The following is a 22231-nucleotide window of genomic DNA, read 5'->3' as shown; positions in this document are numbered from 1 at the left end:
AGCTTTATAGGAGTGAGTCTGCCCTCACCCCTTGGGGGTGTTGCATGCGTCCAGCGGGGGCGAAAAAAGCCGGTTCCAACCCCAGTCTGTAGGGTCTCCCGGACGCCTGACCGCTGTATATTGGGCAAATGATTTGTTTTTGCGCCGAGCGCTTCCCATGGCGGCGGTTATGGCAGAATCCGGGCGCCCTCCTGCCCCCCGGACTGACAGACATGGCCACCCGCGCACTCCTTTATCGTAGGCCCCACGAACCGAAGACCCTCGTCATCACCCACGGATCGCAATTTTTTGCGATTCGGCTGCGCCGGCACCGCCGCGCGCGCCGTTACACGCTCAGAATCCATCCGAGCGACCGCGAAGCCATCCTCACCATGCCGCCGCGCGGCACGCTTGCGGAGGCCAAGGACTTCGCACAGCGTCACGGTGCGTGGATCGCAGCGCGCCTCGGCCGCTTGCCGAAGGCCGCACCGTTCCAGCCGGGCACGGTGATACCGCTGCGCGGGACGCCGCATCGCATCGTTCATCGCGCCGGCACCCGCGGCACGGTGTGGACCGAGGTGCGTGACAGCGGCGAGCGCATTCTCTGCGTCGCCGGAGGCCTCGAGCATGTCGACCGCCGCGTCAGCGACTTCCTCAAGCGCGAGGCGCGCAAGGATCTGCAGCGTTCGGCCGAAGCCTATGCCGCCGAGCTTGGGGTCAGGGTCAAGCGCCTGTCGATCCGCGATCAGTCCAGCCGCTGGGGCTCCTGCACCTCGGCTGGCTCGCTGTCGTTCTCCTGGCGGCTGATCCTCGCCCCGCCCTTCGTGCTCGACTACCTCGCCGCGCACGAAGTCGCCCATCTCGTCGAGATGAACCACTCGCCGCGCTTCTGGCGCGTCTGCGGCAAGGTCTGCCCGTCGATGGAGCGCGCCAAGAAGTGGCTCGACACGTACGGGAATGATCTGCACCGGTATGGCGTCGAGGATTAGTTCCTCGCAGATCAGGCCGCGCTGCCAGCCCAGCAAACGCTGTCATCGCCCGCGAAGGCGGGCGATCCAGTACGCCGCAGCAGCCGTTATGAATCTCGATGCCGCGGAGTACTGGATTCCCCGCCTTCGCGGGGAATGACAGGAGAGGGTGGGCAGGCATCACCGCTCCATTCTCGCCACACTTCGCGACGATTGCGCCGCTTGCCTGATTAATCCTGGCGCATCAACCGCTTCGCAGCATCCAGCGTGCGTCTCGCCGGACGTCGCATTCTACTGTGCATGGGGTTGTTTTCGCAGTTTTGTTTGGAGGCCCTTCGCAAGGCCTAGCGATTCCCGCCGAACAGCCGGTCCATCAGCCAGCCATCGAGCCCGGCTGCCGCCTCGGGGCGCACATTGGCGCGCGTCGGAGGCGGCGGGCGATAGCCGCCGGCGTTCGGTTGTGGCGGTGCCGCGGGCGTCGGCGGCGATACCTGCGAGGCCGCCTGCGCGAGGTTCGACAGGCCCCAGCCGCCGGGTGAGCTCGGCAAGGCCGCCACCGGCACGCCCTCGTGCGCGGCCTTCATGAAGCGCGACCAGACTTCGACCGGCAGGCCGCCGCCAGTCGCCTTCTTGGTCGGCGAGTTGTCGTCATTGCCGAGCCAGACGCCGGTGACGAGGCTCGCGGTGTAGCCGATGAACCAGGCGTCGCGGTAATCCTGGCTGGTGCCGGTCTTGCCCGCCGCCGGCCAGCCCGGGATCTCCGCCTTCTTGGCAGTGCCCGAAACAAGCGTCTCCCGCATCATCGCGTTCATCATGCCGACATAGCGGGGGTCGACGACCTGATTGCGCTCTTCGGGCTGGCGCATGTAGAGCAGCTTGCCGCCGAGCGTCCTGATCCGCGTGACCACATGCGGCGCCACCGCGAGGCCGCCATTGGCGAACGGCGCATAGGCGCCGACCAGCTCGACCATAGAGACTTCGGAGGTGCCGAGCGCAATCGAGGCGTTGGGCTCGAGCTTGGAGGAGATGCCGAGCCGATGCGCGGTGCGCACCACGTTCTTCGGCCCGACCTCGAGGCCGAGACGGATGGCCACCGTGTTGAGCGACATTGCCAGCGCCTGCGTCAGCGTCACCACGCCGAAATATTCATGGGTGTAGTTCTCAGGACGCCAGCCCTTGACCTCGATCGGCGCGTCCTGGCGCATGGTGTCGGGCGTCAGCCCCTGCTCGAGCGCGGTGAGATACACGAACGGCTTGAACGAGGAGCCCGGCTGGCGCTTGGCCGTGACCGCGCGATTGTACTGGCTGTCGGAATAGTTCCGCCCGCCCACCATGGCGCGCACGGCGCCGTCGGGCGTCATCGCGACCAGCGCGCCCTGGCTGACGTTGAACTTCACGCTCTTGGCCGCGAGCTCGTCGATGATGGCGGCTTCGGCGACGCTCTGCAGCTTCGGATCGATCGTGGTCTCGACCTTGATGCTCTCGTCGATCTGCCCGACCAGATCGTCCAGCACCTCGCCGATCCAGTCGGCGACGTAGTTCACCGTGCCGGCGCCGGCCGGCTTCACGTTGTAGGAGGGATGGCCGATCGAGGCCTTGGCCTGCGCGTCGGTGATGAACTTCGCATCCGCCATCGCCGCGAGCACGATCTGGGCCCGCGCTTCGGCGCCTTCCGGGTTGCGGTTCGGGGCAAGGCGGGACGGCGACTTGACGAGGCCGGCCAGCATCGCGGCTTCCGCGACCGTCACGGCCTTCGCCGACTTGCCGAAATATTTCTGCGCCGCCGCCTCGACGCCGTAGGCGCCCGAGCCGAAATAGACCCGGTTGAGGTAAAGCTCCAGGATCTCATCCTTGGAATGCTTGCGCTCCAGCCAGATCGCGAGCTCCACCTCCTGCAGCTTGCGCCGGATAGTGCGCTCCTGGGTCAGGAACAGATTTTTCGCGAGCTGCTGCGTCAAGGTCGAGCCGCCCTGCGACACGCCGCGATGGAGCAAATTGGTGACGAGGGCGCGCAGGATGCCGACCGGATCGATGCCGAAATGCGAATAGAAGCGGCGATCCTCGATCGCGATGAACGCCCTGGGCAAATACGGCGGCAGATCCTTCAGCGCGACATTGGCGCCGGCCATCTCGCCGCGCTGGGCCAGAATGCTGCCGTCGATGCCGACGATCTGGATCGTTGGCGGGCGCTTCGGGATCTCCAGCGACTGGATCGGCGGCAGATGCGCGCCGACATAGATCACGACGCCGATCACCGCGATGACGCCCCACAGGCTCAGCACCGCGCCCCAATAGACCAGGCGGCCGAGACCGAACCCGCCACGCGACTTCGCTCGACGCTTGGCGCCGCTGCGGCCGGCTGGCGCCTTGCGCTCGCGCGGCGGCTCGTCGCCGGCATCCTCGTTCTTGCGCTTGGCGGATGGTTTCGCGGATTTCTTCGGCTTGTCGTCGCCGCCGGGAACGCGGTCTGCCGGGGTGAGCCGCAGATCGGCGAGCGCCGCGGGCAAGCCGAACAGCGGCTCCTTCCGCGCACCCTTTTTCTTTCCCCACGCCATACGCAAAACGCCCGGTCAGCCCGCCCCGCCGAGACGCTAGCGGTCGCTGTTTAAGGCCGGGTTACCCCGGCGTTAACGCACGATTAGGAGATGCGGCATTCGCCGGCCGCAGTTCCGCTTCCGGGGCCGCAAGGCTAGGATCGCTCGTATCAATAAGAAGAGGGAGCGCCATGGGCCATATCGATCCGACCAAGGAGATCTTCGCGCAATTCCGGGAGAACGATCGGCCGGGCCCGATCCACATGCTCAACCTGGTGCGCCTGCGCAAAGAGGCGGCCTATCCCGACGGCCGCAAGGCCAGCGGCGCGGAAGCCTATGCGGCCTATGGCCGCGAAAGCGGCCCGGTGTTCGAACGGCTCGGCGGCCGCATCGTCTGGCAGGGCAAATTCGAGTTGATGCTGATCGGCCCGCAGGAGGAACGCTGGGACCATTGCTTCATCGCCGAATATCCGAGCGTCGCCGCCTTCGTCGAGATGATCCGCGACCCCGTCTATCGCGAGGCGGTGAAGCACCGCCAGGCGGCGGTGGAGGATTCGCGGCTGATCCGGCACGCCGTGCTGCCGGTCGGGAAGAACTTTGGAGAGATACGGACCTGAACGCCAAGTAGGAGGCTCTCTCGATCGTCATGGCCGGGCTTGACCCGGCCTCCACGGCTTCCTTGACGCCCCAAGAACGTGGATGCCCGGGCCTTCGCCTCGCCGAAGCGGCTCCGGCCGCGCAGGCGGGACAAGCCCGGGCATGACGTCGCAGAGGCAGATGCGTTCTAGCCCGACGGGCCGGTGTCCTCAATGATCGGTCCGAACAGCTCCCAGCGCTCGCCGTTGAACTTCATCATCTGCATCTGCTTGTTGACGCGGTAGTCGTTCGGCCCGGTGTTGATCTTGATGCCGGGCAGCGCCAGGCTCGGCGTGTAGCCCTTGATATTGGCGGCCTGCTTCATGATGTTCGCACGCGTCAGATCGTCGCCGCATTGCTTCAAGACCTGCACCAAGAGCTCGGCGACCGAATAGGCGTAGGTGTTGATGGTGTTGAGCTTGTCACCTTCCGGGAAATACTTGTCCATGAAAGCGAAGAAAGCCTTCACGCCGGGATCGTCCTTCCACTGCGGGTCGCTCGGCTCCTTGCCGTAATTGGTCGAGATGATGCCCTTGGAGATGTCGAGGCCTGCCGGCTTCAGCGTCGCCGAAATCGGGCTCGCATTGATGTCGAGGATGTGCACCGGCGTCCAGCCGAGATCGGCAAGCTTCTTGATCGCCTGCGCCGCGAATTTCGGCGTCGAGGCGTTATAGAACAGGTCGACGCCCATCGACTTCAGCTTCACCACCTGCGAGTCGACGGTGGGGTCGGTCACCTCATACGACACCTCGCCGACGATCATGTTGGCCTTGTCGCCGAGGCCGCTCTTGAGGCCGGCAAGATAGTCGCGGCCCATGTCGTCGTTCTGGTAGAGCACGCCGATCTTGGCGTTGGGGTGATTGGCGAGAATGTATTTTGCGTAGATCCGCCCCTCGGACACATAGTTGGGATTGTAAGCGATGGTCCAAGGATAGTTCTGCGGATCGTTGAAGCGCGCGGCGCCGGTCGAGGCCAGCAGCTGAGGTACCTTCTTGCCGTTGAGGTACTTCTGCACGGCGGCGTTCGCCGCTGTGCCGATCAGCTGAAAGGTGAACAGGACCTCGTCGCCCTCGACCAGCTTGCGCACCTGCTCGACGGTCTTCGGCGGCGAATAGGCATCGTCATATTGGATCAGATTGATCTTGCGGCCGTTGATGCCGCCCTGATCGTTGATCATCTTGAAATATGCGGCCTGGGTCTTGCCGATATTGGCGTAGACCGAATAGGCGCCGGAGAACGGCACGGTCTGTCCGATCTTGATCTCGGTGTCGCTTGCGCCGGTGTCGTATTTCTTCTGGGCGAGGGCCTGGCTGGTCGAGACTGCGACGGCGAACGCCGCCGTGGCAGCTAGGAAGGCTCTGCGATTGTTCATGTTGGTTAGTTCCTCCTGACGGAATTTTAGGTCGATGGTCTTTCTCCGTTGATTGCAACGGTCGCCATCGCTGCCGAAGATTGTGGAGGAAGCTTCGCCGCAGCGCAAGGATCGCGGCGCCGCGCCGTAGCGTCTCAGGCGAGAAACATCGCAATCAGCGCGATTGCCGCCGGCAGCGCCTGCACGATCAGAATCCGCGTGCTGACGGTCGCAGCGCCATAGGCGCCGGCCACGATCACGCAGAGCAGGAAGAACACCTTGATCTGGAACGCGAAGGCCGGATTGCCGTGGAACAGGCTCCAGACCAGGCCGGCAGCGAGGAAGCCGTTATAGAGGCCCTGATTGGCGGCCAGCACCCTGGTGATCTCGGCCTTCTCGGGCGAATTCCGAAACACCTTCAGACCCAGCGGCTTGTCCCAGAGAAACATCTCCAGGACGAGGAAGAAGACGTGCAGCGCCGCGACCAGCGCCACCAGGATATTGGCGATCAGGATCAAGGTGAGCTCCCCCAAAGCATCAGCTTTCGGGTGGACGTTAGCACGGCCGCCGTGGCAAGTGCGATCGATGTGTTTCGATTGCTGGTGCCGCAATGTCCGCTCGATCAACCAAGGTGCCTGAACGCTTCGGTCTCGACCACCTGGCGACGCCGATCGGGATTGCGCTGCTCGTCACCGACGCCGATGGCGTGTTGCGCGCGCTCGACTGGGAAGACTATGAGCACCGCATGCGCGATCTGCTGCGCCTGCACTATCGCGCGGTGGATCTGCGTGATCAGCCTGCGCCGTCGGACATGCGGACCGCACTGTCGCGCTATTTCGAAGGTGATCTCGGTCAGCTCCAGAGCATCGCATGGCGTATCGCCGGCACGCCGTTCCAGCAAAAAGTCTGGACCGCGCTCGCGCAGATCCCCGCCGGCACCACGATGAGTTACCGCGCGCTCGCCGCGAAGATCGACATGCCCAGGGCGATACGAGCCGTCGGCCACGCCAACGGCTCAAATCCGATCAGCGTGGTGCTCCCGTGCCATCGCCTGATCGGAGCGGACGGTTCGCTGGTGAAGTATGGTGGTGGCCTCGAGCGGAAGCGTTGGCTGCTGCGGCACGAGGGGGTGGAGGTTTAGGTCTTTCAATTCGTCATTCCGGGGCGCGCGTAGCGCGAACCCGGAATCCATCGGGCGACACCGACGGTACCGATAAATGGATTCCGGGTTCGCCGCTACGCGGCGCCCCGGAATGACGAGTGGAGAGAATCCCCCGAGCGTCCTACGCCGCCGGCTGAACCGCCTTGTCGCCGGCCATCACATGGGTCAGCGCGCTCTTGATCGCGGCCTGGCGCGTCGGCGCGTTGATCTGCGCGCCCAGCAGGTCGGTGACGTAGAACACGTCGCGCGCGCGCTCGCCGAAGGTCGCGACGTGGGCCGAGGCGATGTTGAGGTTGAGCTTGGAGATCGCGGTGGTCAGCTCGTAGAGCAGGCCGGGCCGGTCGAGCCCGGAGACCTCGATCACGGTGTAGCGATCGGACCATTGGTTGTTGATCGTCACCTCTGGTTCGATCACGAAAGGCTTCGCCTTGCTGCGCACGGTGCGCCGCGCCACCACTTCCGGCAGGCGCAGCTTGCCCTCCAGCACGTCCTCGATCATCTCGCCGATGCGCGTGGCGCGCCGTCCCTCGTCCTCGTCGCGGTCGTATTCGCGCGAGATCGAGATGGTGTCGAGCGCGCGGCCGTCGGTCGTGGTGTAGATCTGGGCATCGACGATGTTGGCGCCGGCCGAGGCGCAGGCGCCGGCGATGATCGACAGCAGCCAGGGATGGTCGGCGGCGAAGATCGTCAGCTCGGTGACGCCGCGCACCTCGTCGAAACCGACATTGATCGCGAGCTTGTGGCCGGCCTGCTCGCTGGAGCGGACGAAGCGGGCGTGCCGGATCTTGCGCGGCAGCTCGACCTTGAGCCAGTAGGCCGGATAGTGCCGGCCGATATAGGCGTCGAGCTCGTCGTTCGGCCATTCGGCGAAGGCCATGCGGAATTCGGCGTGCGCAGCGGCGAGGCGCTTGCCGCGGTCGACCTCCGAGAAGCCGCCGGTCAGCACCGGCTCGGTCTCGTAGTATAGCGAGCGCAAGAGCTGCGCCTTCCAGCCGTTCCACACGCCCGGCCCGACGCCGCGGATATCGGCGGTGGTCAGGATGGTCAAGAGCTTCATCTGCTCCACCGACTGCACCACGGCAGCGAAATTCTCGATGGTCTTGCGATCGGAGAGGTCGCGCGACTGCGCGACTGTGGACATCGTCAGGTGCTCCTCGATCAGCCAGGCCACGAGCTCGGTATCGGCCGGGCTGAAGCCGAGCCGCGGGCAGAGCCGCCGCGCCACCTTGGCGCCGGCGATGGAGTGGTCCTCGGGACGGCCCTTGGCGACGTCGTGCAGCAGTGTTGCGATGTAGATCACCGCGCGGTGCTCGGGCCGGGTCTTGCGGAACAGGTCGCTCGCCAGCGCGAACTCCTCGATGCCGCCGCGCTCGATGTCCTGCAGGAAGCCGATGCAGCGGATCAGGTGCTCGTCGACGGTGTAGTGATGATACATGTTGAACTGCATCATCGAGACGATCTTGCCGAAGGCGCGGATGAAATGGCCGAGTACGCCGGTCTCGTTCATCCGCCGCAGCACGATCTCGGCATTGTCGGAGGTCAGGATCTCCATGAACAGCCGGTTGGCCTCGGGATTTTCGCGCAAGCCCGCGTTGATCAGGCCGAGCGAGCGCGTCACGTCGCGCATCGCATCCGGATGGAAGGCGAGGTTGTTCTTCTGCGCGAGGCGGAAGATGCGGATCAGATTGACCGGGTCGTGCTTGAACACGTCGGGCGCGGCGACGTTGATGCGGTTGTTGTCGACGATGAAGTCGTCGCTGTCGGGGACGCGCCGCTTCACTGCGCTCGGTCGCAGCCGCGCCATCACCCGGCTCAGCACCGGCGCGGGCTTGGCCTGCTGGTCCTCGAGCTTGGCGCAGAGGATGGCGGTGAGGTTGCCGACTTCCTTGGCGACCAGGAAGTAGTGCTTCATGAAGCGCTCGACGTCCTGCATGCCCGGATGCGAGGTGTAGCCGAGACGTATTGCGATCTCGCGCTGGAGATCGAAGGAGAGGCGCTCCTCGGCGCGGCCACAGTAGAAATGCAGGTTGCAGCGCACCGACCAGAGGAAGTCGGCGCAGCGGCGGAAGCTGCGATATTCCTGCGCGTCGAACACGCCGCGCGCGACCAGCTCGTGGGTATCGCGGACGCGGTAGACGTATTTGGCGATCCAGAACAGTGTGTGCAGGTCGCGCAAGGCCCCCTTGCCGTCCTTGACGTTGGGCTCGACCAGATAACGCGACTGGCCGCCGCGGCGGTGGCGCTCCTCGCGCTCGGCGAGCTTTGCGGTGACGAATTCGGACGCGGTGCCCTGCACCACCTCCTTGTCGAAGCGCTCGACCAGCTCGTCATAGAGCGGCTTGTCGCCGGTGAGGAAGCGCGTCTCCAGGATCGCGGTGCGGATCGTCATGTCGCCGCGCGCCTGCCGGATCGATTCATCGACCGATCGGGTGGCGTGGCCGACCTTCAGCCCCATGTCCCAGAGGCAATAGAGAATGGCTTCGGCGACCTGCTCGCCCCAGGCGGTCTGCTTGTAGGGCAGGATGAAGAGCAGATCGATGTCCGATTCCGGCGCCATCAGCCCGCGGCCGTAGCCGCCGGTCGCGACCACCGCCATGCGCTCGGCGCCGCTCGGGATCGGCGAGCGGTAGAGATGGCGCGTCGCGGCCGAATACAGGATGCGGATGATCTCGTCCTGCACGTGGCACAGCCGCTCGGCGCAGCGGCGGCCGTGGCGGTCCTTCAGAAGGATCGCCTGGGCGGCGGCGCGCGCCGCGATCAGCTCCGCCTTGAGCAATAGCGCCATCGCCGTGCGGAACGCGTCCTCGCGCCCCTCGTGCTTCTCGGCAAGCGCATCGACCGCGGCGGTGATCCGCGCGGTATCGAAGCGCTCGTCCACCCCGGCCTTCTGCTCAGTCACGACGCTGTCCATATCTTACCGGATATAAGAGGTGACAGGCGCTGTCACGAGACATTCGCAAGGGACGACCGGCGAGTTTCGCCACGCAGATGAATCGGCTTCGATACCGATATCGGCGCCTGGGGTAACGTCATGAATGTGCTCAGATTTTTCTCCTGGATCCCGGCTGGTCATGACTGCCTCCACCAATCATGGGCTGACACAAAACCAATCGCGCTCTATACCGCTCGTCAATATCCCCGGGAGAGAACAAGATGGACGCTGCAGAGCTGCGCCAGATGCAGGCCCCGATCAAGGAGCGCTACAAGACCGATCCCAAGGCTGCGCTGATCACGCTGAAGGCCAAGGGCTCCACCGATAGCGAAGGCATCGCGTGCAAGGTCGAGACCGGCCGCGCTATCGCGATGGCCGGCCTGCATCCGGGCACAGGCGGTTCCGGCCTCGAGCTCTGCTCCGGCGACATGCTGCTCGAAGCCCTGGTCGCCTGTGCCGGCGTCACGCTGAAATCGGTCGCGACCGCGATCGAGGTGCCCTTGAAGACCGGCAACGTCTACGCCGAGGGCGATCTCGATTTCCGCGGCACGCTCGGCATCGACAAGGAGACCCCGGTCGGCTTCGCCGAGATCCGCCTGCGCTTCGAGGTCGACACGTCAGCGCCGCAGGACAAGCTCGATCTGCTGCTCAAGCTCACCGAGCGCTATTGCGTGGTCTACCAGACCATCAAGAACGGCCCGAAGGTTTCGGTATCGATGCAAAGGATGTGAGGGGCGAAGGCTGTCACTCCGCAATCGGTGTCGTCCCGGGGCGCGCTCTTTGGCGCGAGCCCGGGACCCATAACCCCAGGCCGTCGTGATTTCGGGCGGTCGTTGATCCAGCCTCCTTAAAGCATCGCGGCCTGTGGTTATGGATTCCGGGCTCGCGCTCCGCGCGCCCCGGAATGACGGACTGAGTAAATTCGGGATCAGCGCGTCGCTTGCCCGGCACAAAAACAAGAAATGTCCCTCGACCTCCACTTCCTCCTCTTCCTGCTCCTGCGCATGGCGATCGCGGCGGCGTTCGTGGTGACGGCATCGATCATCACCGAGCGCTCGGGACCCGTGATCGGCGCGCTGATCGCGACCCTGCCGGTCTCGGCCGGGCCGTCCTACGTCTTCCTTGCGATCGATCATGACGCCGCGTTCGTCGCCCAGGGCGCGCTGGCGAGCCTGCCGGTCAATGCGGCAACGATCTTGATGTGCCTCACTTACGTTGTGCTGTCGCAGCGGCACACTCTCGTGGTGAGTTGCGGAAGCGCTTTCGCGGTATGGATCGGGATGGCCTCGATTATCCGCCAGTTCGACTGGTCGCTCGCCGCGGGGCTCGCCGCCAATCTGATCGCGTTCGGGATCTGCATTCCACTGCTCGCGCGCTATCGCCATGCGAAGATGCCGCTGGTGACGCGCCGCTGGTACGATGTGCCGATGCGCGCTGCGCTGGTTGCGACCCTTGTCGCCATCGTGGTTTCGACATCGAGTTGGGTCGGCCCGCGCATCAGCGGCATCATTGCACTCTTTCCCGTGGTGTTCTCCAGCATCATGGTCATCCTGCATCCGCGCATCGGTGGACCGCCGACTGCTGCCGTGCTCGCCAACTCCGCCTGGGGCCTGCTCGGATTTGGCATGGCGATTGCGGTCCTGCACGTTGCAGTCGTGTGGTTCGGCTCCGTCGCCGGCTTGTGCCTCGCGCTCGCAACCTGCGTGGCCTGGAATCTGACGCTGTGGGGAATTGGACGGCGCGCCTTGCGTCGTGCGCGGCCGATGCCGTGAGACTACGGATTTGCGCGACGCGACGTCGCGCGAAGCCGATGTGGCCTGCTCAGATCAAACCGTTGAATGAGCGCCATCATTTCAAGTCCTGCCGTGCTGTTCCAGTGTGAGCTCCAGCGTCCTCGCGCGGAGGGCCACCCCCGTCGAATTCCCGACAGTAAAATTAGAACTTTGTTCGAGCTTTTGCCGTAGGAATCAGGCTGCTCGCTCGCTTCCGCAGCTGTTCGTACAAAACGTAACGGAGCTGCATCCAACTCAATCGGATCCGGGGGAGCGCGATTGGAATATGCCAGCACTGCTGCACGATCAGTTCCTTGATACCGGTGGGGACATCCCCTTCGGCTCAATTTCGAGATGGAGATTTCCTGATGTTCGGTCGCAAGTCCCACGGTGATGCACAAGCGCGGCTCGATGCCATCGGCCGTTCGCAGGCGATGATCGAATTCAACCTTGATGGGACGATCGTCACGGCCAACAAGAATTTCCTCGACGCACTCGGCTACCGGCTCGAGGAGATCCAGGGCAAGCATCACTCGATGTTCGTGCCGGCCGACCAGCGCGACAGCGCCGAGTACAAGGCGTTCTGGGCTGCATTGAACCGTGGCGAGTATCAGGCGCGCGAGTTCAAGCGGATCGCGAAAGACGGCCACGAGGTCTGGATCGAGGCATCCTACAATCCGGTGCTCGACGGCAACGGCAAGACGGTGATGGTCGCCAAGATTGCGACCGACATCACCGCGAAGAAGATCCGCAGCATGACGGACGCCTCCAAGATCGCTGCCATCAGCCGCGCCCAGGCCGTCATCGAGTTCAATCTCGACGGCACCATCGTCTCGGCCAACGAGAACTTCTGCAAGGCGCTAGGCTATTCGCTCGACGAGATCAAGGGCAAGCATCACAGCCTGTTCGTGGCCGACGGCGATCGCAACAGCCCGGCCTATCGCGAATTCTGGGCCGCGCTCAACCGCGGCGAATACCAGGCGGGCGAGTTCAAGCGCATCGGCAAGGGCGGCCGCGAGGTCTGGATCCTCGCCTCCTACAATCCGTTGCTCGACGAAAACGGCAAGCCGTACGGCGTGGTCAAGTTCGCGACCGACGTCACCGCGGAGAAGCTGAAGAATGCCGATCTCGCCGGCCAGATCGCGGCGATCGACAAGGCCCAGGCCGTGATCGAGTTCAACATGGACGGCACGATCATCACCGCCAACGCCAACTTCCTCGGCGCGCTCGGCTATTCGCTGGCCGAGATCAAGGGCCGCCACCACAGCATGTTCGTCGAGCCCTCCGAGCGCGACGGCGCCGGCTATCGCGAGTTCTGGGCCGCGCTCAATCGCGGCCAGTACCAGGCTGCCGAATACAAGCGCATCGGCAAGGGCGGCAAGGAGGTCTATATCCAGGCCTCCTACAATCCCATCCTCGATCTCAACGGCAAGCCGTTCAAGGTCGTCAAATACGCCACCGACGTCACCAAGCAGGTCCTGGTTCGCATGGGCAACGAGCGCGTGCGCGGCATGATGGAATCGGTCGCCGCCGGCTCAGAGGAGCTCAACGCCTCGGTGCGGGAGATCTCCGAGGCCATGACCAAGTCGCGCGAGACCGCGATGGGCGCGGTCGAGCAGGTCGGCGCCGCCGACGCGCAGGCCCAGCGCCTCACCGAGGCCGCGCAGGCGATGAGCGGCATCGTCGAGATGATCAACAACATCACCGGGCAGATCAACCTGCTCGCGCTCAACGCCACCATCGAGTCGGCGCGCGCGGGCGAGGCCGGCCGCGGCTTCGCGGTGGTCGCCTCCGAAGTCAAGAGTCTCGCCAACCAGGCCAAGCAGGCGACCGACAAGATCGGTCAGGAGATCGGCAGCCTCAACAGCATCTCCGGCGACGTCGTCAGCGCGCTCGGCTCGATCAAGCAGGCCATCAACAATGTCAGCGAGTACGTGACCTCGACCGCCGCCGCGATCGAGGAGCAGAGCACGGTGACCAACGAGATGTCGACCAGCATGCAGCGCGCCGCCGCGGAAGCCGCGGCGATCGCGGCGAGGGGGTAGGCCGGGCTCGGAATTGTAGGGTGGGCAGAGGCGCGCTCTTTGCGCTCCGTGCCCACCATCTCTCCCCGATCGCTTCATGGAGCGGTGGGCACGCTCCGCTTCGCCCACCCGACGGCACCATCACTGCTTCGGCAGCTTCGCCTTCAGCGCATACAGAGTATCGAGCGCCTCGCGCGGCGACATCTCGTCGGGGTGCAGCGCCTTCACCGCCTCCATCAGCAGCTCCGCTTCGCTCGGCGGCGCGGCTTCAGTGGCGGCGCGTGAGGGCACTGCGAACAGCGGCAGATCGTCCACCAGGGCTCGCGCGGTCTGGCCGCGATCCTGCGCCTCCAGCTTGGAGAGCACCGATTTGGCGCGCGTGATCACCGCCGGCGGCAGGCCGGCGAGTTTCGCCACCTGGATGCCGTAGGAGCGGTCGGCCGAGCCCGGCAGCACCTCGTGCAGGAACACGACGTTACCCTGCCATTCCTTCACCCGCACCGTGGCGTTGAACATGCGCGGCAGCTTGGCCGCGAGCGCAGTCAGCTCGTGATAATGCGTCGCGAACAATGTGCGGCAGCGGTTGCTCTCGTGCAGGTGCTCGATCGCGGCCCAGGCGATCGAGAGGCCGTCGAAGGTCGCGGTGCCGCGGCCGATTTCATCCAGGATCACGAGCGAGCGCTCGCCGGCCTGGTTCAGGATCGCCGCGGTCTCGACCATCTCCACCATGAAGGTGGAGCGGCCGCGGGCGAGATCATCGGCGGCGCCGACGCGCGAGAACAGGCGGTCGACGATGCCGATCCGCGCGCGCGTGGCCGGCACGAAGCTGCCGATCTGGGCCATCAAGGCGATCAGCGCGTTCTGGCGCAGGAAGGTCGATTTACCGGCCATGTTGGGACCGGTGAGCAGCCAGAGCTGGCCTGACTTCTGCGCCGGCGCGGGAGAGAGGTCACAGGCATTGGCGATGAACGGCTCGCCGTTGCGCTTGAGCGCCTGCTCGACCACGGGATGGCGGCCGGCCTCGATGGCAAAGCTGAGCGAGCCGTCGACCTCGGGCCGCACATAGTTCTCGTCGACGGCGAGCTTGGCCAGTGACGTCGCGACGTCGAGCAGTGCAAAGCCTTGCGCGGCAGTGCGCAGATCGTCGCTGATCGCGAGCGCCTTGGCGCAGAGCCGCTCGAAGATCTCGAGCTCGAGGCCGAGCGCGCGGTCGCCGGCATTGGCGATCTTGGCCTCGATCTCCCCTAACTCGGCGGTGGTGAAGCGCACCTGTCCCGCCAACGTCTGGCGATGGATGAAGGTCGCGTTCAGCGGCGGCGACATCAGCCTGTCGCCGTGCTGGGCGGTGACCTCGACGAAATAGCCGAGCACGTTGTTGTGCCGGATCTTGAGACCCTTCACGCCGGTTTGGTCGGCGTAACGGGCCTGCATCGAGGCCACGACCAGACGCGAGGCATCGCGCAGGTTGCGCGCTTCGTCGAGCGCGGGCTCGTAGCCCTGGCGCACGAAGCCGCCATCGCGCTTGATCAGCGGCAGCTGCTCGTCGAGCGCGCTGGCGAACTCGGATGCGAGCGCGCGCGACGGTCTTTGCAGCGCCGCCATCACCGCCGCGATTTCCTGCGGCGGCTGATCCATTTCGGCGAGCCGCGTCAGCACCTGGTCGGCGGCGATGATGCCGTCGCGGATGCCGGCGAGGTCGCGCGGCCCGCCGCGGCCGACCGAGAGTCTGGCCAGAGCGCGCGACATGTCGGGCGCGCCGCGCAGGATGCTGCGGATGTCCTCGCGCGCGGCGGAATCGGCCACGAAGGCGCTGACAGCGTCTAACCGCCGGGCGATCGCCGGCGCATCGGTCAGCGGCGCGGCCAGACGCTGCGCGAGCAGGCGGGAGCCTGCCGAGGTCACGGTGCAGTCGATGGCGTCGAGTAGCGAGCCGCGGCGTTCACCGGCGAGGGTGCGCGTCAGCTCGAGATTGGCGCGCGTGGCCGGGTCAATCGCCATGGTCGCGCCCGAGGCTTCGCGCGCGGGCGGCGACAGCGGCGGATGCTTGCCGACCTGGGTGCGGTCGACATAGGTGACGGCGGCGGCCGCGGCGGTGGCTTCGAGGCGCGTCAGCTGCGCCAGCCCGTCCATGGTCGCGACGGCAAAATAGTCGCAGAGGCGCTTCTCGGCAGTGGCGCCGTCGAAGACGTCGCGGGTCAGCGGCGTCACGGCCGGCAGCTCGCGCAAGGTCTGGCCGAGCTCGTTGTCGCCAAAGAGCGCGTCGGTGACGATCGCCTCGTTCGGGTTGATGCGCGCCAGCGTCGCGGCGAGCTCGCCGCCGGAGACCTCGGTGACCATGAATTCGGCCGTCGAGATGTCGATCCAGGCAAGGCCGAAGCGGTCGCCGCCGGCGGAGGAGCGGGCGCGCGCGATCGCCAGCAGGTAATTATTGGCACGCGCGTCCAGCAGCGTGTCCTCGGTCAGCGTGCCCGGCGTCACCAGCCGCACCACGCCGCGGCGCACCACGCTCTTGTTGCCGCGCGCTTTCGCAGCCGCGGGATCCTCGGTCTGCTCGCACACCGCGACCCGGTGCCCGGCGTTGATGAGACGATGCAGATAATCCTCTGAGCGCTCGACCGGCACGCCGCACATCGGGATATCCGCGCCCTGGTGCTTGCCGCGCTTGGTCAGGACGATGCCGAGCGTCTTTGAAGCGATCTCGGCATCCTCGAAGAACAATTCGTAGAAGTCGCCCATCCGGTAGAACAGCAGCAAGCCCTGATGCGCTGCCTTGATCTCCAGATACTGCTCCATCATCGGCGTGACGCGCGCGGCAGCCTCGGCCTGCGGCGCGGGCGGTTCGTCGGCGGGCGGAACTTGTATCGGCTGTTGCATCGTCATGGGCGGCGCAACCTACAAAATTTCGGTACCTCCTCCTATCGCTTAGGCCGGGAAGCGGAGGTTTTCCACGTTGTCCGTGTAGCGGAAGCGGCTAGCACATTTTCCGCTGTCATTCCGGGATGCGCCGGAACGGCGCATCCCGAAATCCATCGGGCCGCACGTCACGCCGCCAAATGGATTCCGGGTTCGCGCAAAATGGCGCGCCCCGGAATGACGCCTGCCCCGCGAAACCGTCAATTGACCTGCCGCGGGTGCCCTCCTAAAACTCCGCCGACATTGAAGAATTTGGCCGGATCGCGGCATTCAGGGAGAACAACGATGCGTGACGTCTTTATCTGCGATGCCGTGCGGACCCCGATCGGCCGTTTCGGCGGCTCACTCGCCAAGGTGCGCGCCGACGATCTCGCCGCCGCCCCGATCAAGGCGCTGATGGCCAAGCACCCCAATCTCGACTGGGCGCAGGTGGACGAGGTGTTCTTCGGCTGCGCCAACCAGGCCGGCGAGGACAATCGCAACGTCGCGCGCATGGCGCTGCTGCTGGCGGGCCTGCCGGATTCGGTTCCCGGCCAGACTCTGAACCGGCTCTGCGCCTCGGGCCTCGATGCGGTCGGCGCCGCGGGCCGCGCCATCCGCTCCGGCGAGATCGAGTTCGCCATTGCCGGCGGCGTCGAGTCGATGACCCGCGCGCCGTTCGTGATGGGCAAGGCGCAGGAGGCCTTCTCGCGCTCGGCCGAGATCTTCGACACCACCATCGGCTGGCGCTTCATCAATCCGCTGCTGAAGGCGCAGTACGGCGTCGACGCCATGCCGGAGACCGGCGAGAACGTCGCTGAGGAGTTCCAGGTCTCGCGCGCCGACCAGGACGCTTTCGCCATCCGCTCGCAGCAGCGCGCAGGCGCCGCGATCGCCGCCGGCTATTTCGCGGAGGAAATCACGCCCATCACCATTCCCGGCGGCAAGGCCGGCCCGATCACCATCGATAAGGACGAGCACCCGCGCCCCGAGACCACGCTGGAAGGTCTCGCCAAGCTGAAGCCGATCGTGCGCAATCCCGGCACCGTCACGGCCGGCAATGCCTCCGGAGTCAATGACGGCGCCGCTGCCATGATCCTGGCCTCGGAGGCCGCGGTCAGGAAGCACGGCCTGACGCCGCGGGCACGCATCCTCGGGCTCGCCTCGGCCGGCGTGCCGCCGCGGATCATGGGCATCGGCCCGGTGCCGGCGACCCGCAAGCTGATGGAACGGCTGGCTAAGAAGATCAGCGATTTCGACCTGATCGAGCTGAACGAAGCTTTCGCTTCGCAAGGCATCGCCTGCATGCGCCAGCTCGGCGTCGCCGATGACGCCGATTTCGTCAATCCGCATGGCGGCGCCATCGCGCTTGGCCATCCGCTCGGCATGAGCGGCGCCCGCCTCGCGCTCACTGCCGTGCACGGCATGGAGAAGCGCGGCGGCAAGCTCGCGCTCGCCACCATGTGTGTCGGTGTCGGCCAGGGTGTCGCCGTCGCGATCGAGAAGGTGAATTGACGAGACGCGTAGCGTCTCGTCATCCCGGGGCTTGGTGCCCGGACTCTTCATGCCCGGGCTTGTCCCGGGCATCCACGTTTTTGGTGCTGTGAGAAGATCGTGGATGGCCGGGACAAGCCCGGCCATGACGAAAGTGAGAGGACCGTACCATGATCATCGAGCGCGAGAAGGACGTCACGGCCGCGGCCCTGGCGGTGATGGAGCGGACGTCCGATCCGCGGCTGCGCGAGATCATGGTGTCGCTGGTCAAGCATTTGCACGCCTTCGTCCGCGATGTCCGCCTGACCGAGAAGGAGTTCCGCGATGCCACGGCGATCGTGGCCGAGCTCGGCAAGCTGACCACCGACACGCATAACGAAGTCGTGCTGATGGCGGGGTCGCTCGGCGTCTCCTCGCTGGTGTGCCTGCTCAACAACGGCGATCAGGGCAATACGGAGACCGATCAATCATTGCTCGGGCCGTTCTGGCGGTTGAATTCGCCCCGAGTCGAGAATGGCGGATCGATCGTGCGCTCGCAGACACCGGGAGCCACGCTGTTCGTCAGCGGCCGCGTCGTCGATCAGGATGGCCGGCCCGTCGCCGGTGCCGAGGTCGATGTCTGGCACGCTTCGCCGGTCGGCCTCTACGAGAATCAGGACCCCGAGCAGGCCGACATGAACCTGCGCGGCAAGTTCAGGACCGATTCCGACGGGCGCTTTTCCTTCCGCTCGGTGATGATGATCGGCTATCCCATTCCGACCGATGGTGTCGTCGGCCGCCTGCTCGCGGCGCAGGCCCGCCACCCCTATCGTCCCGCGCATCTGCATGCCCTGATCTTCAAGCCGGGATTCAAGGTGCTGATCTCGCAGGTCTATGATCCCAGCGACCCCCATATCGACAGCGACGTGCAGTTCGGTGTGACGCAAGCGCTGATCGGCAAGTTCGTGCGCCACGATACGCCGCATCCGACGGCGAAGGACGCCTCGTTGCCTTGGTATTCGCTCGACCATACCTACCGGCTCGAGGCCGGAGAGGCCGTGCTTCCGCGTGCGCCGATCAGGTAGCAGCGGCCGGCTGCCATGCGCGGGAACGCCGCCAAACCGGCTTTCCCAAATTAGTTATATCCTATAATGATTGGCGGAAGAGTTGGCCGGCCGGACCGAAAACGGCCGGGGAGGAGTTCGCCAATGACATTCATCTATCCCACCGGCAGCAACGCGGCGCATCCGCTGCCGCTGTCGCCCGACTACAAGAGCTCGATCAAGCGCGCGCCGAACAAGCCCTTGATTCCGATGCCCCATACGCTGTCGGAGCTGACCGGGCCGGTCTACGGCCACGAGACCGTGCGCGAGGGCGACAACGACCTCACCCGCCAGCACGCGGGCGAGCCGCTCGGCGAGCGCATCATCGTGCATGGCCATGTGCGCGACGAGGACGGCCGCGGCGTGCCGAACTCGCTCGTCGAGATCTGGCAGGCCAATTCCTGCGGCCGTTACGTTCACGTCCGCGATCAGCATCCGGCGCCGCTCGATCCGAATTTCACCGGCGCGGGCCGCACCGTGAGCGATGCGTCCGGCTATTATCGCTTCGTGACGATCAAGCCCGGCGCCTATCCTTGGGGCAATCACCACAACGCCTGGCGGCCTGCGCACATTCATCTGTCGGTGTTCGGCCATTCCTTCGTCACGCGCCTGGTGACGCAGATGTATTTCCCGAACGACCCGTTGTTCGCGTTCGACCCGATCTTCAACTCGGTGCCGGACGAGAAGGCGCGGGCGCGGATGGTCTCGTCGTTCGACTTGGAGAATACCCAGCCCGAATGGGCGCTGTGCTACCGCTTCGACATCGTGCTGCGCGGCAAAGACGCCACCCCCATGGAGAGCCATTAAGTGCAAGAGTCCGCGAAGCCCGACGGGATCACCCCATCGCAGACGGTCGGTCCGTTCTTCAAATACGGCCTGACGCCGACCGGCGAGTACGCCTGGAACGACGCGTTCACCAATTCGACGCTGACGCCCGATGTCACCGGCGATCGCATCCGCATCGAGGGCCGGGTGTTCGATGGCGACGGCGTGGCCGTCCCCGATTGCATGCTGGAGATCTGGCAGGCGGATGCGCAGGGCCGCTTCGCCGATCCCCAGGACAAGCGCGCGCTGCCGAATGCGAGCTTCCGCGGCTTTGCCCGCTGTGGCACCGACAAGGACGGCAACTATTCTTTCGAGACCATCAGGCCGGGCGCGGTGCCGGATCCCGCGGGCAAGCCGCAGGCGCCGCACATCCTGGTTGCGGTGTTTGGCCGCGGCATGCTCAGGCATCTCTACACCCGCATCTATTTCAACGACGAGGCCGGCAACGCCGCCGATCCCGTGCTGGCGCTGGTGCCTGCCGACCGCCGCGCCACGATCACTGCGGTCCGCGAGGCCGGCAAACCGGTCTACCGGCTCGACCTGCACCTGCAGGGCGACAACGAGACGGTGTTCTTCGACGTATGAGGGCAGGGCGTGCCGGGGAGGCCTGCTCCTCGGCACACATATCTCATTCGGCGCATCGGAGCCGGTGCTGCGTTGCCGCATCAGACTCGAACGTTGAATTTGCGCGGTTGTGCGTCAGCCTCGCTGACTCAATACCGATGACTTGACGCCTAATCTCCGTATTCATGCGGGGTTCGTGAAATACAATTCCGGCGCGAATCAATCCCGTATTTACCGTAGTCGTCTAGGGTGGCCGCAGTTTCGACGCCGACCTGGATTGTTTCATGAAATTTCGTCTGTCCTTGTCCTCTGCGATCGTCGCGTTTGGCGTCGTTCTCGCCATTGGTTTCGCCGCCGTTGTTTCGACCAGCCTGTACGCCCTAAAAGAGCTCAAGGTCGGCGGTCCGCTCTATTCCGACATAAAGCTCGGCAACGACCTCATCGCCGACATCCTGCCGCCGCCCGAATACATCATCGAAGCTTATCTCGAGGCGACGCTGGCCATGCGCGAGCCGGATCAGCTGGCGGCCCACGGCGAGCGTCTGGTCCAGCTCCGCAAGGACTACGACGAGCGCAAGGCGTTCTGGGTCTCCTCGAGCCTCTCGGCCGACCTCAAGACCGCGCTGGTGTCGAAATCCGATGCGGAGGTGCAGAAATTCTGGAAGGCATCGGATCAGCTTCTGCTCGCCCTCAAGGCCAAGGACGCGGCGGCTTCCGAGCGCGTCTATGCGCAGCTCAAGGCGGCCTATACCGCGCACCGCGCCGTCATCGACAGCATCGTCGAGAGTGCCAACAAGCGGAATGCCGCCATGGAGAAGCTGGCCGCGGACCGCGACAGCGCGATGCTCTATATCCTCCTCGGCGTCTCCATCGCCGTCCTCGCCTTCGTTACCGCCGGCCTGCTGGGTGTTGCCCTCGGCGTGGTGCGCCCGATCGTGCGCATGACGGACACGATGCAGAAGCTCGCGACGGGCGATCTCGCCGCCGACATTCCGTTCGCCCAGCGCCAGGACGAGGTCGGCTCGATGGCGGGCGCGCTTGTGGTGTTCAAGCAGGCGGCGGTCGAGAACTCCCGTCTGCGCGAGGAGCAGTTGCGGCAGGAGCAGGCGGCGGCGCTTGCCAAGCGCTCCGCCCTGCATCAGATGGCCGAAACGGTCGAACGCGAGACCGGCCGCTCGGTCGATACCGCGACCGCGGCGACGCAGGGCGTGGAGCAAGCCGCTTCCGGCCTCTCTGAGATCGCAAAGTCGCTCTCTGCGCAGTCGCAAGCCGTGGCGGCGGCCTCGACCCAGGCGCTCGGCAGTTCGCAGGCCGTCTCCGCTGCGGCCGAAGAGTTGAGCGCCTCGATCCGCGAGATTACCAGCCAGGTCGCGCGGACCAGCAGCGTCACCAAATCGGCCGTCGCCGGCCGCGAGCAGGCGCGTTCGACCATTCAGGCGCTGGCCGGATCGGTGAAGAAGATCGCGGAGGTCTCCGACCTCATCGGCGGCATCGCAGGCCAGACCAACCTCCTCGCGCTCAACGCGACAATCGAGGCGGCGCGCGCCGGCGAGGCCGGCCGCGGCTTCGCGGTGGTTGCCGCCGAAGTGAAATCGCTGTCCGACCAGACCGCCAAGTCCACCGAGGAGATCGGGCGGCTGATTGCCGAGATCCAGACCTCGACGCAGGCCGCGGTCGACGCCGTCGAGGCCATGGGAGGCCACATCATCGAGATCGACGGCGTGGCGACCTCGGTCGCTGCCGCGATGGAAGAGCAGGATGCCGCGACCCGGGAGATCACGCGGTCGATCTCCGAATCGGCCTCCGCCGCACAGGAGGTCTCGGCCAAGATCGGCGACGTCAGCCGCGATGCCGCCTCCGTCAACCAGCGCGCCGCGGATGTGAGGCAGGCGATCACCGGGATGGCGGCCAATCTCGAGCAGCTGCGGTCGGTCGTGGTCAGGACCGTCCGCGAATCGACCGCGGCCGCTTGACCGGACGCCAGCCGCCGTTGGTGCCCGGGATTGTGATCGTGCA

At 65.6% G+C, this 22231-nt stretch carries 16 protein-coding genes; 11 read left to right on the top strand and 5 right to left on the bottom strand.

Translation table 11 applies throughout. From position 1 onward, the window contains the following. The first annotated feature begins 128 nt into the window (after nucleotides 1-128). On the top strand, nucleotides 129-968 hold the full coding sequence (locus tag I6F17_RS27775; RefSeq protein WP_225126187.1) for a SprT family zinc-dependent metalloprotease: 840 nt from the start codon (nucleotides 129-131) through the stop codon (nucleotides 966-968). A gap of 323 nt (nucleotides 969-1291) precedes the next feature. Here the strand turns inward: I6F17_RS27775 and I6F17_RS27770 are convergent, their stop codons facing one another. Further along, on the bottom strand, nucleotides 1292-3502 hold the full coding sequence (locus I6F17_RS27770) for a penicillin-binding protein 1A (RefSeq protein ID WP_225126188.1): 2211 nt from the start codon (nucleotides 3500-3502) through the stop codon (nucleotides 1292-1294). 170 nt (nucleotides 3503-3672) lie between these two features. On the opposite strand from I6F17_RS27770, the gene I6F17_RS27765 reads away from it, so the two are divergent. Next, nucleotides 3673-4098: a DUF1330 domain-containing protein gene (locus I6F17_RS27765; RefSeq protein ID WP_225126189.1), complete on the top strand. Its 426-nt coding sequence runs from the start codon at nucleotides 3673-3675 to the stop codon at nucleotides 4096-4098. Nucleotides 4099-4265: 167 nt separating this feature from the next. On the opposite strand, the gene I6F17_RS27760 is transcribed toward I6F17_RS27765, so the two are convergent. Both I6F17_RS27760 and I6F17_RS27755 read right to left on the bottom strand, forming a co-directional pair. Next, complete coding sequence (locus I6F17_RS27760; RefSeq protein WP_128266129.1) at nucleotides 4266-5489, bottom strand: ABC transporter substrate-binding protein; 1224 nt, start codon at nucleotides 5487-5489, stop codon at nucleotides 4266-4268. 134 nt (nucleotides 5490-5623) lie between these two features. Then, nucleotides 5624-5986: a DUF1304 domain-containing protein gene (locus I6F17_RS27755; RefSeq protein WP_225126190.1), complete on the bottom strand. Its 363-nt coding sequence runs from the start codon at nucleotides 5984-5986 to the stop codon at nucleotides 5624-5626. A gap of 92 nt (nucleotides 5987-6078) precedes the next feature. On the opposite strand from I6F17_RS27755, the gene I6F17_RS27750 reads away from it, so the two are divergent. Continuing rightward, nucleotides 6079-6609 carry a methylated-DNA--[protein]-cysteine S-methyltransferase gene (locus tag I6F17_RS27750; RefSeq protein WP_225126191.1) on the top strand — a complete coding sequence of 177 codons (531 nt, stop codon included), beginning with the start codon at nucleotides 6079-6081 and terminating at the stop codon, nucleotides 6607-6609. Between the two features lie 142 nt (nucleotides 6610-6751). Here the strand turns inward: I6F17_RS27750 and I6F17_RS27745 are convergent, their stop codons facing one another. Then, nucleotides 6752-9541, bottom strand: coding sequence for a [protein-PII] uridylyltransferase (locus I6F17_RS27745; protein WP_036038557.1), 2790 nt, complete (start codon nucleotides 9539-9541; stop codon nucleotides 6752-6754). A 242-nt stretch (nucleotides 9542-9783) separates the two neighbouring features. Here I6F17_RS27745 and I6F17_RS27740 point away from each other — a divergent pair, with 242 nt between their 5' ends. The 3 genes from I6F17_RS27740 to I6F17_RS27730 all read left to right on the top strand — a co-directional run bounded on the left by I6F17_RS27740 (nucleotide 9784) and on the right by I6F17_RS27730 (nucleotide 13379). Further along, the gene (locus I6F17_RS27740) at nucleotides 9784-10293 is read left to right on the top strand and encodes an OsmC family protein (protein WP_036002314.1); all 510 of its coding nucleotides are present in this window, start codon (nucleotides 9784-9786) and stop codon (nucleotides 10291-10293) included. 231 nt (nucleotides 10294-10524) lie between these two features. Continuing rightward, the gene (locus I6F17_RS27735) at nucleotides 10525-11334 is read left to right on the top strand and encodes a hypothetical protein (protein ID WP_036038553.1); all 810 of its coding nucleotides are present in this window, start codon (nucleotides 10525-10527) and stop codon (nucleotides 11332-11334) included. Between the two features lie 368 nt (nucleotides 11335-11702). After that, the gene (locus I6F17_RS27730) at nucleotides 11703-13379 is read left to right on the top strand and encodes a PAS domain-containing methyl-accepting chemotaxis protein (RefSeq protein ID WP_225126192.1); all 1677 of its coding nucleotides are present in this window, start codon (nucleotides 11703-11705) and stop codon (nucleotides 13377-13379) included. 120 nt (nucleotides 13380-13499) lie between these two features. On the opposite strand, the gene mutS is transcribed toward I6F17_RS27730, so the two are convergent. After that, nucleotides 13500-16238: a DNA mismatch repair protein MutS gene (gene mutS, locus I6F17_RS27725; protein ID WP_225126193.1), complete on the bottom strand. Its 2739-nt coding sequence runs from the start codon at nucleotides 16236-16238 to the stop codon at nucleotides 13500-13502. Between the two features lie 318 nt (nucleotides 16239-16556). Here mutS and pcaF point away from each other — a divergent pair, with 318 nt between their 5' ends. The 5 genes from pcaF (at nucleotide 16557) to I6F17_RS27700 (ending at nucleotide 22188) form a co-directional block, all read left to right on the top strand. After that, nucleotides 16557-17765, top strand: coding sequence for a 3-oxoadipyl-CoA thiolase (pcaF, locus tag I6F17_RS27720; protein ID WP_225126194.1), 1209 nt, complete (start codon nucleotides 16557-16559; stop codon nucleotides 17763-17765). A 149-nt stretch (nucleotides 17766-17914) separates the two neighbouring features. After that, the gene (locus I6F17_RS27715; RefSeq protein WP_225126195.1) at nucleotides 17915-18808 is read left to right on the top strand and encodes a dioxygenase; all 894 of its coding nucleotides are present in this window, start codon (nucleotides 17915-17917) and stop codon (nucleotides 18806-18808) included. A 123-nt stretch (nucleotides 18809-18931) separates the two neighbouring features. Beyond that, complete coding sequence (pcaH, locus tag I6F17_RS27710) at nucleotides 18932-19633, top strand: protocatechuate 3,4-dioxygenase subunit beta (RefSeq protein ID WP_036038544.1); 702 nt, start codon at nucleotides 18932-18934, stop codon at nucleotides 19631-19633. Beyond that, entirely contained in the window at nucleotides 19634-20236 is a 603-nt protein-coding gene (pcaG, locus tag I6F17_RS27705) for a protocatechuate 3,4-dioxygenase subunit alpha (RefSeq protein ID WP_036038542.1), read from the top strand. A gap of 263 nt (nucleotides 20237-20499) precedes the next feature. Then, the gene (locus I6F17_RS27700; RefSeq protein WP_225126196.1) at nucleotides 20500-22188 is read left to right on the top strand and encodes a methyl-accepting chemotaxis protein; all 1689 of its coding nucleotides are present in this window, start codon (nucleotides 20500-20502) and stop codon (nucleotides 22186-22188) included. Nucleotides 22189-22231: the final 43 nt, after the last annotated feature.

This window comes from Bradyrhizobium sp. NBAIM18 (genome assembly GCF_020193825.1).
Classification (GTDB): Bacteria; Pseudomonadota; Alphaproteobacteria; order Rhizobiales; family Xanthobacteraceae; genus Bradyrhizobium; species Bradyrhizobium yuanmingense.
The sequence above is the reverse complement of the archived record's forward strand: the minus strand, read 5'-3'. Positions and strand labels throughout refer to the sequence as shown.